The 16,074-nt window shown below is 61.3% G+C and carries 13 protein-coding genes; 3 read left to right on the top strand and 10 right to left on the bottom strand.

Features of this window, described 5'->3' with window-relative positions:
* Nucleotides 1-322 precede the first annotated feature (322 nt).
* Nucleotides 323-760, bottom strand: a complete 438-nt coding sequence (locus GWQ22_RS11225) for a PliI family lysozyme inhibitor of I-type lysozyme (RefSeq protein ID WP_275930359.1) — start codon at nt 758-760, stop codon at nt 323-325.
* 124 nt (nt 761-884) lie between these two features.
* Nucleotides 885-2,915, bottom strand: coding sequence for a M13 family metallopeptidase (locus GWQ22_RS11220; protein ID WP_275930358.1), 2,031 nt, complete (start codon nt 2,913-2,915; stop codon nt 885-887).
* A 129-nt stretch (nt 2,916-3,044) separates the two neighbouring features.
* On the opposite strand from GWQ22_RS11220, the gene tilS reads away from it, so the two are divergent.
* Nucleotides 3,045-4,385, top strand: coding sequence for a tRNA lysidine(34) synthetase TilS (gene tilS / locus GWQ22_RS11215; protein WP_275930357.1), 1,341 nt, complete (start codon nt 3,045-3,047; stop codon nt 4,383-4,385).
* 67 nt (nt 4,386-4,452) lie between these two features.
* On the opposite strand, the gene GWQ22_RS11210 is transcribed toward tilS, so the two are convergent.
* Nucleotides 4,453-5,373, bottom strand: coding sequence for a GGDEF domain-containing protein (locus tag GWQ22_RS11210; protein ID WP_275930356.1), 921 nt, complete (start codon nt 5,371-5,373; stop codon nt 4,453-4,455).
* Nucleotides 5,374-5,473: 100 nt separating this feature from the next.
* Between GWQ22_RS11210 and GWQ22_RS11205 the strand changes: the two genes are divergently transcribed.
* Complete coding sequence (locus GWQ22_RS11205) at nt 5,474-7,426, top strand: cation:proton antiporter (protein WP_275930355.1); 1,953 nt, start codon at nt 5,474-5,476, stop codon at nt 7,424-7,426.
* A 36-nt stretch (nt 7,427-7,462) separates the two neighbouring features.
* On the opposite strand, the gene GWQ22_RS11200 is transcribed toward GWQ22_RS11205, so the two are convergent.
* Both GWQ22_RS11200 and GWQ22_RS11195 read right to left on the bottom strand, forming a co-directional pair.
* Complete coding sequence (locus GWQ22_RS11200; RefSeq protein ID WP_275930354.1) at nt 7,463-8,599, bottom strand: patatin-like phospholipase family protein; 1,137 nt, start codon at nt 8,597-8,599, stop codon at nt 7,463-7,465.
* Nucleotides 8,600-8,808: 209 nt separating this feature from the next.
* On the bottom strand, nt 8,809-9,453 hold the full coding sequence (locus GWQ22_RS11195) for a response regulator transcription factor (RefSeq protein ID WP_108535952.1): 645 nt from the start codon (nt 9,451-9,453) through the stop codon (nt 8,809-8,811).
* 158 nt (nt 9,454-9,611) lie between these two features.
* On the opposite strand from GWQ22_RS11195, the gene GWQ22_RS11190 reads away from it, so the two are divergent.
* Nucleotides 9,612-10,238 (top strand): glutathione S-transferase, encoded by a 627-nt coding sequence (locus GWQ22_RS11190; RefSeq protein ID WP_275930353.1) that lies wholly within the window; start codon nt 9,612-9,614, stop codon nt 10,236-10,238.
* A gap of 75 nt (nt 10,239-10,313) precedes the next feature.
* Here the strand turns inward: GWQ22_RS11190 and GWQ22_RS11185 are convergent, their stop codons facing one another.
* From GWQ22_RS11185 to GWQ22_RS11165, 5 genes are all read right to left on the bottom strand, one after another.
* On the bottom strand, nt 10,314-12,440 hold the full coding sequence (locus GWQ22_RS11185; RefSeq protein ID WP_275930352.1) for an alpha-amylase: 2,127 nt from the start codon (nt 12,438-12,440) through the stop codon (nt 10,314-10,316).
* Nucleotides 12,441-12,649: 209 nt separating this feature from the next.
* Entirely contained in the window at nt 12,650-13,810 is a 1,161-nt protein-coding gene (locus tag GWQ22_RS11180) for a hypothetical protein (protein WP_275930351.1), read from the bottom strand.
* On the bottom strand, nt 13,810-14,181 hold the full coding sequence (locus GWQ22_RS11175; RefSeq protein WP_042038192.1) for a GtrA family protein: 372 nt from the start codon (nt 14,179-14,181) through the stop codon (nt 13,810-13,812). The genes GWQ22_RS11180 and GWQ22_RS11175 overlap by 1 nt, the downstream gene beginning before the upstream one ends.
* Nucleotides 14,178-15,242: a glycosyltransferase family 2 protein gene (locus GWQ22_RS11170; protein WP_275930350.1), complete on the bottom strand. Its 1,065-nt coding sequence runs from the start codon at nt 15,240-15,242 to the stop codon at nt 14,178-14,180. Before GWQ22_RS11170 ends, GWQ22_RS11175 begins: the two co-directional genes overlap by 4 nt.
* Before the next feature lie 56 nt (nt 15,243-15,298).
* Complete coding sequence (locus GWQ22_RS11165; protein WP_042038194.1) at nt 15,299-15,844, bottom strand: hypothetical protein; 546 nt, start codon at nt 15,842-15,844, stop codon at nt 15,299-15,301.
* Nucleotides 15,845-16,074: the final 230 nt, after the last annotated feature.

Raw genomic sequence — 16,074 nt, 5'->3', positions numbered from 1 at the left:
CGGCAGAGTCGAGAAAGGTCTCGGTTTGGAAGGGAGTCGGCTTTGCTCGAACCCGCTATCGCAGCGCGATGGTATGCAGGCAAGAGCACGCGAATGTGCCGAACAGGCGGGCCGAGAACATCGGACACGCTTGGATAACCATTTTTTACCTCCTTATTTTTCGTAGTGGCAAGGTGCGGCGATTATAAGCGCAGAAAAAAAAGCCGTCCATCGGGGTTCAGGTCTGTCGCCGGGCAGCAAGGAGGCGAGAAAGGGCGTCAGCGTCGGTCACCGATAAGGCGGCAGCCCCGCGCTGCGGGGCTGCCTCATGGCGTGTGATGAATTAATCGCGGGGGGTTTTGAGTGCCTGGATCACATCGTCAGTGGGAGCCAGCTCCTCGACGTGGTTGAAGCTCTCGATCCCCTCGTGCGGATGCAGGGTGAAGGCGTCGGCGCTCAGGTAGCTGCCGCTGCCGGTGCTCTCCATGATGACGATGAGCTCGGGCTGCTTGTCACCGGTGAGATCCTGCAGTTTGAGCTCCTTGATGGTGCCATCGCGCGCCAGCACCTTGCCGTCGATGAACTGATCGAGGGGAAACTGGGGATTGGCGCCGGAGTAAAGGCGCACGTCGTAGCTGCCGATGGAGGCGGGTTCACCACGCCCCTCGCTGACGGTGATCACCTGGCCGGAGGGCAGCGTCAGCTGTTTGAAGAATCCCTCCGCCGCCTGGCCAGTCAGTGGCAGGGTGAGCAGGCCGAGTGTCATGAATAAGGTTTTCATCGATGTGACCCTTGTTGCTGCGGTGACGGGCCGGCAAGCCTGCCCGTCACGGATGTGAATGTGTGGGCCGGGTTCGGGCTTGCCTCTGCCCGGCTCTCTTTCTCTGCTTCGCCGGAGGCGACCATTACCAGATCTTGACCCGTTTGGCCGGGTCCAGATAGAGCTTGTCCCCCGGCTGGATATTGAATGCCTCATAGAAGGCGGGAATGTTCGGCACCACGCCGTTGACCCTGTACTCGGGCGGAGAGTGGGGATCCGAGGCGAGCAGCATCTGCATCAGCTCGGGGCGATACATGCCCTTCCACACCTGGGCCCAGCCGAGGAAGAAGCGCTGCTCGCCGGTGAAGCCGTCCAGCACGGGTGCCTCCTTGCCATCCAGTGACAGCTCGTAGGCCTTGTGGGCTATGGTAAGACCGCCCAGATCGCCGATATTCTCCCCCAGGGTGAACTGGCCATTGACGAACTGACCATCGATGGGCTCGAAGCGGTTGTACTGGGCCACCAACCGACTGGTGCGAAAGCGGAACTCCTTGAGATCCTGTGGCGTCCACCAGTCGCGCATCAGGCCGTCGCCGTCTGACTTGGCCCCTTGATCATCGAAACCGTGGCCCATCTCGTGGCCGATCACTCCGCCGATGGCGCCGTAGTTGACCGCATCATCTGCCGTCATGTCGAAGAAGGGGGGCTGCAGTATGGCGGCCGGGAAGACGATCTCGTTGTTGCTCGGGTTGTAGTAGGCGTTCACCGTCTGCGGCGACATGTGCCACTCGTCTCTGTCTACCGGCTTGCCGAGGCGGGCCAGATTGTCGGCATATTCAAAGGCGTGGGCCCGCTGCAGGTTGCCCAGCAGATCGCCCTGGCGGATCTCGATGGCGCTGTAATCCTTCCACTTGTCCGGGTAGCCGATCTTGGGTCTGAACTTGGCCAGCTTCTCCAGCGCCTGCGCCTTGGTTTCCGGCGACATCCACTCCAGCTCCTGAATGCTCTGGCCATAGGCGGTGCGCAGGTTCTCCACCAGCTGCTCCATGCGGGCCTTGGCCTCTGGCGGGAAGTAGCGCTCCACGTAGAGCTGGCCCACCGCCTCGCCCAGATGATCGTCCAGCACGCCGAGCGCGCGCTCCCAGGGGGCGCGTTGCTTGGGGGTGCCACTTAAGGTGGTACCGAAGAAGGCGAAGTGCTGGGCGTCGGTCTGGCTGTCAAGATAGGGGGCGTAATCCGTGATGAGCTGCCACTTGAGGTAGGCTTGCCAGTCGCTGATCGGGGTCTGCTGCACCAGGTTATCGAGGGCCGCGAGATAACTTGGCTGGCCTATGACCAGGCTGCTCTGACCGGCGAGGCCGGCCTGGTTCAGATAGCTGTCCCAGTCGATGTGCGGGGCGAGGCGCTTGAGCTCGCTCTGGGGCGCCTTGTTGTAATTCTTCTCCCGATCCCGCAGGGCCACGTTGTCCCACTGGATCTGGGCGAGTTTGGTCTCAAGGGCCAGGATGCGCTGGGCCTTGGCTTTGGCATCCGCTTCACCGAAACTGGTCAGCATGCCGGCGATGTGCTGCTCGTATTTCTGCCGCAGCGCCTGGCTGTTGGGGTCACTCTTGAGGTAGTAATCCCGATCCGGCAGGCTGAGCCCGGATTGATAGAGGTAGACCGCATAGCTGTCCGGCGCCTTGGCATCGGCGTCGATCCAGAAGCCGAACGGGGCACCGCCGCCAGTGCGACCGCTCTGGGCAAAGGCTCGGGCCAGCCCGCTCTGATCGCGGATCTGATCGATGTCGCTGAGCAGGGGCAGCAGCGGCGTGGTGCCCTTGGCATCCCGGCTGCCCTGATCCAGATAGCTCTGGTAGAGGTCGTGGATCTGCTGGGCCGGGGTGCCTGCCGCCGCCTTGCTGTCGAGCCCCTCGACCAGCACCCGCACGTCCGCCAGGGACTTGTCCCGCAGCATGTAGAAGGCGCCATCGGCGGGCCTGTCGTCCGGGATCTTGGCGGTGCTCAGCCAGTGACCATTCACGTAGCGGAAGAAGTCGTCACCGGGTTTGACCCGGGTGTCCATGTTGGCCAGCGCGAGGCCGGAGTGTTTGTCTGCTGTGTCCGGCCCCTGACTACAACCGGCCAGCAAGGCCAGTCCGATGAGGCCGGCCAGTATGCTTTTTTTATTGTTCATCTTGTTGGATTCCAATTCGGGTTATTCAGCTTACTGGCCCAAACAGGACAGTTCTTCACTCTAACAGTCGGGTTGCAGCTTGATAAGCCCGACTCTGCTAAGATCGGCCTGGTCGTTTTGGGGAAGCCTATGATTTCTCGTATTTATTCTCGTTTTTGTCAGACCCTGCCCGCGCCGGAAGGTTCCCGGGGCCTGTTGGTTGCCTTCAGTGGCGGGCTCGATTCCACAGTGTTGTTGGTGCTGGCGGCGCAGTTTGCCCGCGAGCAGGGGCTCCGGCTACGCGCCCTGCACGTGCATCACGGCTTGAGTCCTCACGCCGATGCCTGGGTGGCCCATTGTGAAGCCGTGTGTCAGCAACTGGCTGTGCCGCTCATCGTCCAGCGGGTGCAACTGGTGCGTGGCAATGGCCAGAGCCTGGAGGCCCAGGCCAGGGAGGCCCGCTATCAGGGGCTGGCTGCCAGTCTGGGGGCCGGTGAGTGGCTGCTCACCGCCCATCATCAGGACGATCAGCTGGAGACACTGCTGCTGGCCCTCAAGCGTGGCGCTGGTGTGCGGGGCCTGGCGGGCATACTGCCGAGTCAGCCGTTTGCGGACGGCCTGCTGCTACGCCCCTTGCTTGAGGTCAGCCGGGCCGAGTTGGCCGAGGCGGCCCAATCGCTTCCTTATGGCTGGGTGGAGGATGAGAGCAATCAGGATGTGAGTTATGACCGCAACTTCCTGCGCCAGACGCTTATCCCCCAGCTCAAAGCCCGCTGGCCCGCCATGGCTCGCACCGCCGCCCGCAGCATGGCGCTGTGCGCCGAGCAGGAGACGTTGCTGACCGAGCTGGCCGAAGCGGACTGGCGGCTGGCCGCTGAGGGGAGTGCCCTGAATATCGAGCCGCTACACGGGCTCTCGGCGACCCGGCGCAACAACCTGCTACGCTACTGGATCCGCCGGCTGGGGGGCGAGATGCCCTCCCGAGATCAGCTGGCTCTGCTGTGGCAGGAGGTGGCGCTGGCGCGAGAGGACGCCAATCCGCAGTTCAGCTTGAAGCGTCTGGATTGCCGCCGCTTTCAGGGCCGGCTCCATCTGGTCAAGCCTGGACTGGTGCCCTGCCACGAGCAGTTGACGGTGCTGGTTGGCGAGTCGGTCGCCTTGCCGGATGGGCTGGGCCAGGTGCAGCTACGGCTGCGGCAGGGCGGTGAGGGGTTGAGGCTGCCCACTGCGTGGGAGCCAGTGTCGGTACGTTTTCAAGTGACGCCAGGGATCATGCTCAAGCCCGTGGGGCGCAGCGGCAGTCGGCGTTTCAAGAAGTTGCTGCAAGAGTATGGGGTACCCTCCTGGCAGCGGGGGCGCATCCCCATTCTCTATTACGGCGAGCAGGTGGCAGCGGTGGCCGGACTCTTTATCTGTGACGGATTCATGACGCGAGCGGCCGGTGTGGAGTGGCACTGGTTGCCAGCGGCGGACAGCTACATCCCGGAGTGAATCCGGGATCGCCATTAAGATAAAAAGCCGGCATTGCCGGCTTTTTTGCACTTGTCCACTTACCGGCTCAATCCAGCAGGTTGGTCTTGCCCGCTTTTTTGCGGGCGTAGAGGTGGGCGTCCGCCGACTCATACAGGCTATGGACAGCCACCCCGGATTGCCAACTGGCAGCCCCCAGGCTGCAGCCGACCGAGAAGCTACTGAGCTCCTTGTTGGTCAGCAGCATGTGTTGCAGCCGCAGCCAGACGGGGCGCCAGGCCTCGGGCTCGGCGGGTTGCAGCAGCAGCGCAAATTCGTCGCCACCGAGGCGAAACGCCTGATCCGTGCTGCGGGTGCAGTTCTTGAGCAACTGGGCGAAGCGGCTCAGCACCAGATCGCCGACCGGGTGGCCCCAGGTGTCGTTGATCTGCTTGAAGTGATCCAGATCCAGCAGTACCAGCACCAGACCGTGGGACTCCCGGCTGTGCTGCTCCACCGCGCGGCCTATTGCCTCGTCGAAGTAGGATCGGTTGCCGAGCCCGGTCAGGTGATCGAGCCGCACCTGCTGCTCCAGTTGCGCCAGTCGCAGATAGAGGGGCAGGGGCAGGCAGAGCAGCTGATGGTACTGCTGCAGGATCCGCTGCTGGCTGCCGCTCAGGGTATGTTCCAGGGTGTAGTGCAACTGGCCGAACAGCTGGCCATGCTGGCCGCGCAGTTCGAACGGGTAGTTGTGTAGCGTCAGGTTGGCCTGGGGCGGCTGCTGGATTAGCCGAAGTGACTGGGCGTGATCAAAGTAGAGGCTGTGTATCCGGACAACTCTTGCCGCATGATCGGCAAAGGTTGCCAGCAGGCTGTCGAGATCCGTCTGTACCAGCAAGAGCTCAAGCAACTGGTTGCGATCCTGGCTGGCCAGCGGCGTGAGCCGCTCCATCTGGCGAACCCACTGTTCTATGCCATGTCCCAAACCATTCAATGACGATGTGTTTTCCACGGTATAGTCCTCAGACATCCTACTTACTCTAACCTCCTTGCAATCCTTGTGCCCAAAATATGTTCGATGTGAACAAGGGCCGCTGGCTAGGCTTAAGTGGATAAAAAGGGAGGGGAAATTGTATACAGACGTCTTGATCCTGCTGTTTGCCGCCGTCTTGTTGGTGGCGATTTTCCGGCGCCTCGGCCAGCCGGTGATCCTCGCCTACCTGCTTGCCGGGGTACTGCTCGGACCCCATGGCGCCGCCGTGATCACGGGACAGGCGATCATGCAGACCATCGCCGAGCTCGGCATCGTCTTTCTGATGTTCTCGCTCGGGCTGGAGTTCTCGCTGCCGCGGCTGATCGCCATGCGGATGCTGGTGCTGGGCGTGGGCGGTTTGCAGGTACTGTTCACCTCCTCGCTGTTCTTCTGGCTCGCATGGTGGTGGGGACTGAGCCTGCCGCAGGCACTGGTGGTTTCGGGCACCCTGGCGCTCTCCTCCACTGCCGTGGTGATCAAGCAGCTGGGGGAGCAAAAACAGCTGCACACCCGCCGTGCCCAGCTCGGGGTGAGCGTGCTGCTGTTTCAGGATCTGGCGGTGGTGCCGCTGCTGGTGATGATCCCCATACTGGCCAGGCCCGAGATCCAGGGCGGCGCCCTGCTGGCGGAGATCGCCTGGGCCACCCTCAAGGGGCTGTTCGCCCTGTTCAGCCTGCTGGCGGTGGGCAAGTGGCTGCTGCCGCTGCTGTTTCACGAGGTGGCGCGGGCCCGCTCCGACGAGCTGTTCGTGCTGACCGCCTTGCTGGTGGCGCTGCTGGCCGCCTCGCTGACCCAGTGGATGGGGCTCTCCATGGCATTGGGGGCGTTTCTGGCGGGCATGATGCTGGGCGAGTCCCACTATCGCCATCAGCTGGAGGTGGACATACGGCCGTTTCGGGACGTGTTGATGGGGCTCTTCTTCATCACCATCGGCATGACCATGGACTGGCAGCTGGTGGCACGGGCCTGGTGGCAGGTGATCATCAGCGTGCTCGGCCTCATCTTGATCAAATCCCTGCTGGTGCTGCTGGCCGGCCGCCTGATGGGGGAGCGCAAGCGCGATGCCATGGCGACAGGGATCATGTTGAGTCAGGTTGGCGAGTTTGGTTTCGTACTGCTGGCGCTGGCCAATCATCACGGCCTGCTCGACCATCAGCTGATCTCCCTGCTCATCGGCATAGGGGTGATCTCCATCGCCATGACCCCCTGGTTGGTGCAGCGGGCCCATAGTTTGGCCCGTTCGCTCACCGACTCGGCTCTGCTCTCCCGCTCCGAGGTGGCGCAGTCCGGCCTGAGCAAGCATCAACACGTCATCATCGCCGGTTTCGGCCGGGCCGGGCAGACCTGCGCCCGCTTTCTCAAGCTGGAAGACATCCCCTTCCTCGCGCTGGATCTCGATCCCGAGCGGGTGAGCGAGGCCAAGTCGGCGGGGGAGCAAGTGGCGTTTGGCGATGCGAGCCGGCGCGATATCCTGTTGGCCGCCGGCCTGCTGCGGGCCCGGCTGGTGATCATCACCTTCGACGATCGCAAGCGGGTCGAGGCCATGCTGGCGCTGATCAAGGATCTGGCGGCGGAGGTCAGGGTGCTGGTGCGCACCCGGGATGACAGCTTTCTGGAGGCCTTCAAGCAGGCGGGGGCCCACGAGGTGATCCCCGAATCTCAAGAGGGAGCCCTGATGCTGGTCTCTCACCTGCTGCTCAACTGCAACATTCCCATCGGCCGGGTGATCCGGCGCATGGAACACGAGCGCAGCAGCCAGTATCGCTTCCTGCACGGCTTCTACTGGGGGGATCAGAGCGCCAGCAATCTGGAGACGGATCAGCTGCTCGAGCGACTGCATCCCGTGCTGTTGCACGATCAGGCCTGGGCTGTGGGGCGCACTGTACAGGCTCTGGCACTGGATACAGTGCGGATCAAGGAGGTACAGCGTGGTGAACAGAGCCTGGAACCCAAACCCGAGCTGATGCTGGCGGCAGGGGATCTGCTGGTCCTGTTTGGCAATGCGGTGGCAATGGAGCAGGCCGAGCAGCGGCTGCTGGAAGGGCGCTAGCCCGGCGCCCCCCGGACCGGCTGCGGTTCATGCCACTTAGCGCGCTATCTGCTCGATACCCAGAAACTGTTCGACCCGCTGGCGCTCGTTGAGGGTGTCCCGGTAGCCCAGCTTGATCAATTGCTGGCAGTAGCCGGGGTAGAACATCAGGAAACTGGCCAGGCTACTGCTCTCATCCCCCGTGACCCCCAGCACCCGCAGCAGGCGGCGCAGCTGTACCGGCATCTTGCGCAAATAGTTCAACGCTATGATGTCTAGATCTTCGCTCGGCTTCAGTACACAGGTCTCCACTCGCTTTAATTTCAAACGGTTACGCTCCCGCTCCGGGATGAAATCCAGGGTCTGGTTGATGCTCCACAGCCGCTCAAGATCCGAGTTGAGGGTGTCGGTGAAGAGGGTATCGAGCAGGTGGCCGGCTATGTTGGAGCTGGTCAGGTGATCGTGATGCAAGGTCGGTGCCGAGTGGGCCGGCGGATCCAGGGTGACCAGCAGGATCCGCTCCGCCCCCAGGTGGATGGCGGGGCTGAGCGGACTGAGCTGGTGGATGGATCCATCGCCATAGAATCTGTCGCCTATATGGGTTGCGGGAAAGACAAATGGCAGCGCTGAGGAGGCCATCAGGTGATCCGAGGTGAGCAGGGTGCGTACCCCGCGCCGTCTGGCTCGCTCCCACGGCAGGTGTTCGGCCCGTCCCTGAAAGAAGGTGGTGGAGAGGCCGTCATCGTAATCGGACGCCGTGATGGCGAGCGCCTCCAGGCTGCCGTAAAGAATGTTGTCATCGATGCGGTGGTAGTCGATGAGCTGATCCAGCAGGCGGCGCAGCGGCGCGTTGTCGAACAGGTGAAAGGCGTGGTTGGTGTGGGGATTGATGAGGCCTGCCGAGCCCTCGTACATCAACCGCCACAGCAATCTGCCGGGGTGAAAGTCGAAGATGTGATGGGTCTCGAAGCGGCGCCAGACCCACTCCAGCTTGCGCACCCCCAGATGAAAGCAGGAGGCATAGCAGGCCAGTGCGGTGGCATTGATGGCGCCGGCCGAGGTACCGCACAGTATGGGGAAGGGAATGCCGATATTGCGCGGATAGAACTCGGCGATGGCCTTGAGGGCACCGACCTGATAGGCGGCGCGAGCACCGCCACCGGTCAACAGAAGAGCTGTGTTGGGTCTGGCCATGATACTGCGCCTTATGTTTGCAACTGGGAGGCTGCCACCGAGCAATGTAACTATAAGGCACTGTATCGAATATAAAAATAGGGTTGTTCCCCCTTTTTTGCAGGCTGGTTTTGCTCCCTCGTCAGGGTGCCCTCACTGGTGTGAATGGCCTCGCAGGCGCCGTCTCGTCATGCTGATTACGCTTGGGGGGAGCAACAGCTTGTTGCCGCTCAGTCGTCCTTGATATCGAGCTGCTGCAGGGCGATAACGGCCTGAGTGCGGTTCTTGACCCCGAGTTTTCTGAAGATGGCGGTGATATGGGCCTTGATGGTGGCCTCGGAAACGTTGAGCTCCCAGGCGATCTGCTTGTTGAGGCTGCCATCGCGCAGCATCACCAGCACCTTGTATTGCTGGGGGGTGAGGCTGGCGAGCTTGCTGGCGAAATCGGGGCCATCTTCGGACTCGGGATGCAGCGAGATGCCGGCCGGCACCCAGTTATCCCCTCCGATCACCGTATTGAGGGCGCTGACCAGCTCCTTCATGGGCACGGATTTGGGGATGAAACCCAGCGCCCCGAGCCGCAACACCTGCTGGATGATGGCGGGATCCTCCGAGGCGGAGACCACGACGATGGGTAGATCCGGGTGCTGGCCGCGCAGGTGAGCGAGGCCGGAGAAGCCGTTGGCGCCCGGCATTTTGAGATCGAGCAGCAACAGGTCCACCTCCGGGTGTTCCCCCAGCAGGCTGGTCAGACTGTCGATGGAGTCCGCCTCCAGCAGTTGGACGTCGTTGATGGCCATGTGCACCGCTTGATAGAGGGCGCCCCGAAACAGGGGGTGGTCATCTGCGATGACGATGGTAAATTGGCTATCCATTGCTCACATTGTTGCTAACTGATTGTTTTGGAAAATTAAACTAGCATCGCGCCTCTAGGGGGTCAAACCCGCAGGCATGCAAATGTGAAGCGAGCGTCGGATGTCGTGCCATCAGGGTCGATAGGATAGTCATGCGAAACCCATGCAGGAGGCAAGAGATGGGATCTTTGGTATTGACGGTGGGCACAGGCTCCACCTGGGCAATGCGTGCTGCGCTGGTGCTCGCCATGAGCGGGTTGGCGTGGGAGGAGCAGGTGTTTGATCTGGAAGATGCCAAGGCGTTGCAGCGGCTCAAGCGCGTGGGGCCAGCCGGCCTGGTGCCCTGGCTGGATCACGATGGTGTGCGGATACACGACTCACTGGCCATCGCCGAATATCTCCACGAGCTCTGTCCAGATCGCCGGCTCTATCCCGCGTCCCTGGCCGAACGGGCGCTGGCCCGCAGCCTGTGCGCCGAACTGCACTCGGGTTTTGGCCAGATCCGCAGCCGGCTGCCCTTCTTCCTGGGGGCGCCGACCCGCAGCGAGCCACCGGTAGAGGCCATCGTCGAGCTGGCTCGTTTGCAGACCGTCTGGTCCCAGGCGAGGGAGCCCTTCTACTTTGGCGAGGCGGGCATTATCGACGCCTTCTATGCCGTGATGGCCTATCGGCTGGCCAGCTACGGCATCGTGCTGCCCGGTCAGGCGGGGGCGTATCAGCAGGCGCTGCTGGCTTGGCCTCTGTGGCAGGAGACCCTGCTCAAGGCGAGGTTGCAGTGGCCGGTGGCGGCGCGCCAGTCCCAGTAAACTGTTGCGGGCGGAATAACGAGAGAGGGGAGCCAGTGGCTCCCCTCTCTGTTGGTGGTGAATGTAGCTTAAGGGTTACTTCTGCCGACCGGCAAAGACGACGACGACCTTGTCATCCCCCTGCTCCCGCACGAAGGCGTAGGGGGCATCCGAGAGTTTCTGGTGACTGCCTGCCGCTACTGCCGGATGGGCGGCGCGGAACTGGCCGAGTCGCTGCCAGTGCTGGACCAGCTCGGCCTTGTCACCGTGCCCCAGCTCCTGCCAGTTCATGTCCGAGCGTACGCTCTGGTCAAAGACGCCCCCATCCTTGGCCAGGCCACGGCCCGACTCGTCCCCGTAGTAGAGCTGGATGCCGCCCGGCAGCAGCATGAAGCTGTTGGCCACCCGCCGCTGCAGCGGTATGTCCTGATAGTCGCCGAAGAAGAGCTTGGTATCGTGGGAGCTGATGTAGCTCAGTACGTTGAACTCGGGATCCTGATTGATACGGCTGGCGTAGCTGGCATAGGTGGGCTCGGCGCCCGCCATGCACTGGGCCTGGGGCAGGGCAAACTCGCGCTGGTAGTCGAAGTTGATCAGCGAATCGAAGCCGTTCTGATACCAGAAATCCTTGGCGACCCCGTGATCCCACACCTCGCCCACCATGTAGAAGGGAAGGTCATCCAGCGCCTTGGTCGGGTTTGCCTGTTTCCACTCCTTGAGCGCCACCGTGCCCGCCTGCTTGAGCCTGGCCCACACCTCGGGCTCCAGATGTTTGACGGTGTCGGCCCGAAAGCCGTCGATACCGAAGCGGCGCACCCAGTCGGTGTGCCAGGCGATGAGGTAATCGCTGACGCTGGCATTGGGGATTGCTTTGGCTTTGGTATCTTTTTTCGCGGCTAGCAGCGGCGGCAGCCCCACCGGTTTGGTTGATTCGGTCAGAAAATCGGGCAGCCCCGCCACCGAACCGGTCACATCGTCGGTGCCCGGTTGTGGGTAACCGGGCAGACCGGCCCGCACCCAGCCAGGCCCCCACCACTGGTTCCAGTTCGGGGACTGGTAGTCGATGAACTGGTTGTAGCCATGCCAGTTCAGATCGCCGCTCGGGCGCCACTGGTTCCAGACGGTCGGCAGTTTGTCGCTGTTCTGGGTCAGGCTCTCGAGCCCCAGATCCTGCAGATCGGCCAGGGTGGCGTAACCTGCGTGGTTCATCACCACGTCCAGAATGATCCGCATGCCGCGCTTGTGGGCTTCGTCCACCAGGGTTTTCAGGCTCTCTTCATCACCATAGTTGGGATCGATTTTGGTGAAGTCCAGTGCCCAGTAGCCGTGGTAGGCGTAGAAGGGGAAGTTGCCCTGTTCACCACCGCCGATGAAGCCGTGCACCTGCTCCACCATGGGGGTGATCCAGATGGCATTCATGCCGAGGGACTTGATGTAGTCGAGCTTCTCGGTCAACCCCTTGAAGTCGCCGCCATGCCAGGTAGCCACCTCGTCCTGACCATCCTTCTGGCGCCCGAAGCTGTGGTCGTTGGCGGGATCGCCGTTGTGGAAACGGTCGGTCAGCAGGAAATAGACGCTGGCCTGATCCCAGCTGAAGGGGGCCGCTTTGGCTGCTTTGACCGGTTCGAGCAGCAGCAGGCCGCCGCTCTCCTTGGCTGGGGTCAGGGTCAGCTTGCCCTGTTTGACCACCGCCTCCTGTTTCGAGTAGGCATCTCGCAACCGGGTGCCGTCGGGCCAGACCCCTTGCAGCGATACAGTGACAGGGTCGCCATCCCACTGGATGCAGGGCTCCTCGGGCGGCTGACGCTTGAACTCACTCTTTTTGGTGGCACGTAGCACCTGGAGGCTGGGGGTATCCGGGTTGAAGGTGAACTGATAGTCCCCTGCCAGCATCACCCGCAGGGTAAAGCTCTGATCCTTGGTGCAGTTGTCCATGGGTTGCGCCGTGCCGAAGGTGAGCGGCTTGCTCTCGCTCGGGCCAAAGCTGGTGCCGCAACTGTTGCCTGCATCGCTGATGCGGATCTGGTGGCTGCCCTTGGCAAGGGGATGGGTCAGCGCTACCGGGCCCTTGTCCAGGTGCAGCGGCGTGGCGACTGCTTTGCCGTCCACATAGAGATGCACCTCGGGGGCAGCCAGCACCTGGCCGGTCAACAGGGGGCCGCCCAGCAGGGGGCCGCCCAGCAGGGCGAGCCAGAGGGGAGAGAAGCGGGGATCGCGACGCATAAGCCATTCCTTGAGCAAGGGGTAACCGGACCAGATTTCGTCAATGGGGCTCATTCTAGGGGTATGGTGGTGGGCATGGACAGGCAAAGCGCTGATTTGTGACCTTAGTTCAAATGGTTACGTTTTCAGAAATGGGAAAGTGTGACACCGGAACGCCGTCCATAAAAAAAGCCGGTCAGTCGACCGGCTTGTTGGTGCAGGTTATCACCTCAGACGGTGAAGAACTTGAAGTTGACGAAGGCCACCGCGATGAAGGAGGCGACCATGCCGCTGATGCAAAGCACGGCAGGGCGAATGGCAGGCCAGCGATGGGTCAGCAGGACAATGGCCAGCATGGTCGGATAGAGGCCGAACATGTAGCGCGGCATGGCATTGAGGCCTGTCATCAGCGGTATGGTGCAGCAGATGAACATCAAGGTCGCCTCGGCCCAGCGCTTCTGGCTGAACAGATAGAGATTCAAGGCCCAGCCGAACATCACCATGATGGAGAGGTAGGACTTGCGACCACCCAGCTCGAAGCCGCTCAGCCACCAGTCGAGGGGGCTGTCCATATAACGGCCCCAGGCCACCTGGATATGCTTGAAGGCCAGCGCATCGCCGGTGAGATGATAGAGGTAGACCATGTAGGCAAACAGGCCGAGCGGGATCATCCAGAGTGCGAACACCACCCGGAAGGCCCGCTCGGTGAAGCGGAAGAACTCGCGCCAGCCATAGGCCTGCAGGGCCAGGATCAGCACGGGGAACACCATCATGACCCCCAGATTGCGGGTGCTTGAGATGAAGACGCCGAGCAGGGCCACCATCAGCCACTGTTCCCGATAGGCGAACAGGAACATCCCCAGCATCAGCGCCATGAACATCGACTCGGTATAACCGGAGACGAAATAGGCGGAGAAGGGAGAGAAGGCGAGCAGCCAGACGCCGAAGCGGGCAGTCTCGTCACCGAGTTTGAGTTGACGCAGCACCAGCAGAATCAGCGGCAGGCTGGCGAAGAAGGCGATGTTGGTCACCAGCATCAGGCCGATCAGACTCTCGACGTTGAGCAGGTTGGAGAGCATACCCGACAGGATCGGATAGAGCGGCATGAAGGCCCAGTTGGCTGCGTTGCCCTTGCTGAGCCAGCGCGGGTAGAGATCATAGCCGTTCTCTATGATGCGCTGGAACCAGACACAGTCGAACTGGCAATAGGCTTGCAGCGGGCCGATTTCAGGGGAGCCATAGAGCTGGACACCGAAATAGCCTATACCGTACAGCGCCACTCGGCTCAGTACGAAGGCGGCGATGATCATCAGCCAGTCGCGGCTGCTGATGCGCAGCGACGGGCGATAGGGGCCCACGTTGTCAGGGGTCATAGTTGTCATGTCACTCATCAGGCAAATACCCAGATCCTGGAGAGGAGGTAGGTGAGCACGGTGACTGTCAGGGTGGCGATCACCACAGGCAGCAGACCGGAAAGACCTGCAAACAGCAGACCGCTCAATATCAGGTTTCTCACCGCCAGCGAGAAGAGTGCGACCAGCAAGAATTTGCCGATGGCGCCCTGTTTCTGGAAGGTGATGTAACGATGGCCAAAGAATGAGAACCAGAAGGCAATCATGAAGGCGATGGTCGTGACCCAGTGCTCAGAGATGGTGGGCCAGGTGTGGAACAGCGCGATAGAGGTGCCAAGGTCGACGAGGGTTGCCCCCCCGCCGACCAGACCGAACCGAAACAGGCGCCAGAATTCCTCGCGGGATATCATTGAGGCGCTTGCTCCTGCTGGTCGTCAGTGACTTTTACTGTAGCGGCCTTCTTGCCGGTGCTCTTCTTGCTGCCAGTTGCCGCGCCGTCCTGTGTTTGCGCTTCATCCTGTTTGGCATACTGGCCGTACACCCCTTCAATCAGGTAGACGGGGCGCTGCTTCACTTCCACAAACATGCGACCTATGTACTCGCCTATGATGCCAAGCGACAGCAGCTGGATGCCGCCGAGAAAGAGCACCACTGACATCAGGGAGGCGTAGCCCGGCACGTCTATGCCGAAGAAGACCACCTGGGTCACTATCTTGAGGATGTAGAGGAAGGCGACGAAGGAGACGCCGACCCCGACGTAGCTCCACACCCGCAGCGGCCAGCTGGAGAAGCTCATCAGGCCATCGAGGGCGAAGTTCCACAGCTTCCAGTAGTTGAACTTGGTTTCACCGGCGTGACGGGCTGGGCGCTCGTAAGGCACGCCGACGGCGCGAAAACCGGCCCAGGCAAACAGCCCCTTCATGAAGCGGTTGCGCTCGGGCAGTTGCTTGATCGCCTCGACCACTCGGCGGTCGATCAGGCGGAAGTCACCGGCGTTTTCCGGCAGCTTGGTGCTGGTGGAGAGGGCGTTGAAGAAACGGTAGAAGCCGCCTGCGGTGAGGCGCTTCATCGCGGTATCTGCGCTGCGATCCACCCGGATGCCATAGACGGTGTCATAGTCACCTGTCTGCCACAGCTTGACGAATTCGAGGATCAGGGCCGGGGGATCCTGCAGATCCACGTCCATCGGCACTATGGCATCGCCCTTGGCATGATGCAGGCCGGCGGTCATGGCCGCTTCCTTGCCGAAGTTGCGCGCCAGGTTGACCAGGGTTACCCGGGGATCGCGGGTAATGGCCTGCTCAATCACTTCACGGGTGCGGTCACGGCTGCCGTCATTGACGAACACTATCTCCAGTCGATCCTTGAGGGGTGCCAGTTCGTTATCTATCGCGTTGATGAAGGCATCTATGCTCTCTTCCTCGTTGTATACGGGAACGATCAGAGAGAGTCGAAAATCGGAATGCGACATGAAAACTTCCTTATTTGGAAAATTATTTTATAAAACAGCGTATTGGATAATACGTCTTACTGGGCGACAGTCAGTCGTACCGACTGGACATTGAGAGGTGTCGGTGCGGACAGTGCCAGGAAGTTGGGACGCTTGGGATCTGATGTCAGCGACTCGCCAGGCAGATTGAGCCGGATCTCGTTGATACCGGCCTTGGCCAGCTTGATGGTGGTGGTGAAGTCATGGCCCAGGGCCACCTTGAGCAGCGCGCCGGCTTGCGGGCTGTTGACCCGGGCCTGAATTGTCAGCTGTTCGGGCTGTGCCTGTTGTCTGGGCAGCACGAAGTAGAGGCCACCCTGGCCACTGAGTTCGGTGCCGTCTGCGCTCGGCTTCTTGGCCCAGCCTTCGCTGGAGAGGAAGCGGCTCGGCTTGGTCAGATTGAGCTCGTTGCCGGGCTGGTAGGTCATGCTGGAGTTGTGTTCCCAGAAGCGGGTTTTGCCTTCCAGGTAATAGAGTTTGTAGGCCAGGCTCACATTGGGGTGAGCAGCCAGATAGAGGGTGTAAAGGTAGAAGCCACTCAGGGCCATGATGGCAGTCAGAAAACCGAACTTTTTGTACGTCATATCACTCTCTACGCCTCACGATTGGTAGGCTGATTTCGCGCATATGCTAATCCAATTGCAAAAAAAGCATAGTGGATCACAAAAATATATTTGGTCACATATTAACCTGACTCTTATACACAAATATTGTGAACTGATTGGCACTTTTCCCGATTTCCAGGATCTGATCTCCTATGTGACTCCCGAACATGGTAACGATCATGCTAACTTTTGCTCTTCATCGTGCGGCC

Origin of the sequence: Aeromonas sp. 1HA1 (assembly GCF_029237385.1) — a bacterium.
GTDB lineage: Bacteria > Pseudomonadota > Gammaproteobacteria > Enterobacterales > Aeromonadaceae > Aeromonas > Aeromonas popoffii.
Note: the sequence above shows the minus strand (reverse complement) of the source record. Positions and strands in the feature narration are given on the sequence as shown.

Coding starts and splice junctions, on each gene's coding strand:
- GWQ22_RS11225 (WP_275930359.1), bottom strand. CDS start 760: ATGAAAACCTTATTCATGACACTCGGCCTGCTCACCCTGCCACTGACT.
- GWQ22_RS11220 (WP_275930358.1), bottom strand. CDS start 2,915: ATGAACAATAAAAAAAGCATACTGGCCGGCCTCATCGGACTGGCCTTG.
- tilS (WP_275930357.1), top strand. CDS start 3,045: ATGATTTCTCGTATTTATTCTCGTTTTTGTCAGACCCTGCCCGCGCCG.
- GWQ22_RS11210 (WP_275930356.1), bottom strand. CDS start 5,373: ATGTCTGAGGACTATACCGTGGAAAACACATCGTCATTGAATGGTTTG.
- GWQ22_RS11200 (WP_275930354.1), bottom strand. CDS start 8,599: ATGGCCAGACCCAACACAGCTCTTCTGTTGACCGGTGGCGGTGCTCGC.
- GWQ22_RS11195 (WP_108535952.1), bottom strand. CDS start 9,453: ATGGATAGCCAATTTACCATCGTCATCGCAGATGACCACCCCCTGTTT.
- GWQ22_RS11190 (WP_275930353.1), top strand. CDS start 9,612: ATGGGATCTTTGGTATTGACGGTGGGCACAGGCTCCACCTGGGCAATG.
- GWQ22_RS11185 (WP_275930352.1), bottom strand. CDS start 12,440: ATGCGTCGCGATCCCCGCTTCTCTCCCCTCTGGCTCGCCCTGCTGGGC.
- GWQ22_RS11180 (WP_275930351.1), bottom strand. CDS start 13,810: ATGAGTGACATGACAACTATGACCCCTGACAACGTGGGCCCCTATCGC.
- GWQ22_RS11175 (WP_042038192.1), bottom strand. CDS start 14,181: ATGATATCCCGCGAGGAATTCTGGCGCCTGTTTCGGTTCGGTCTGGTC.
- GWQ22_RS11170 (WP_275930350.1), bottom strand. CDS start 15,242: ATGTCGCATTCCGATTTTCGACTCTCTCTGATCGTTCCCGTATACAAC.
- GWQ22_RS11165 (WP_042038194.1), bottom strand. CDS start 15,844: ATGACGTACAAAAAGTTCGGTTTTCTGACTGCCATCATGGCCCTGAGT.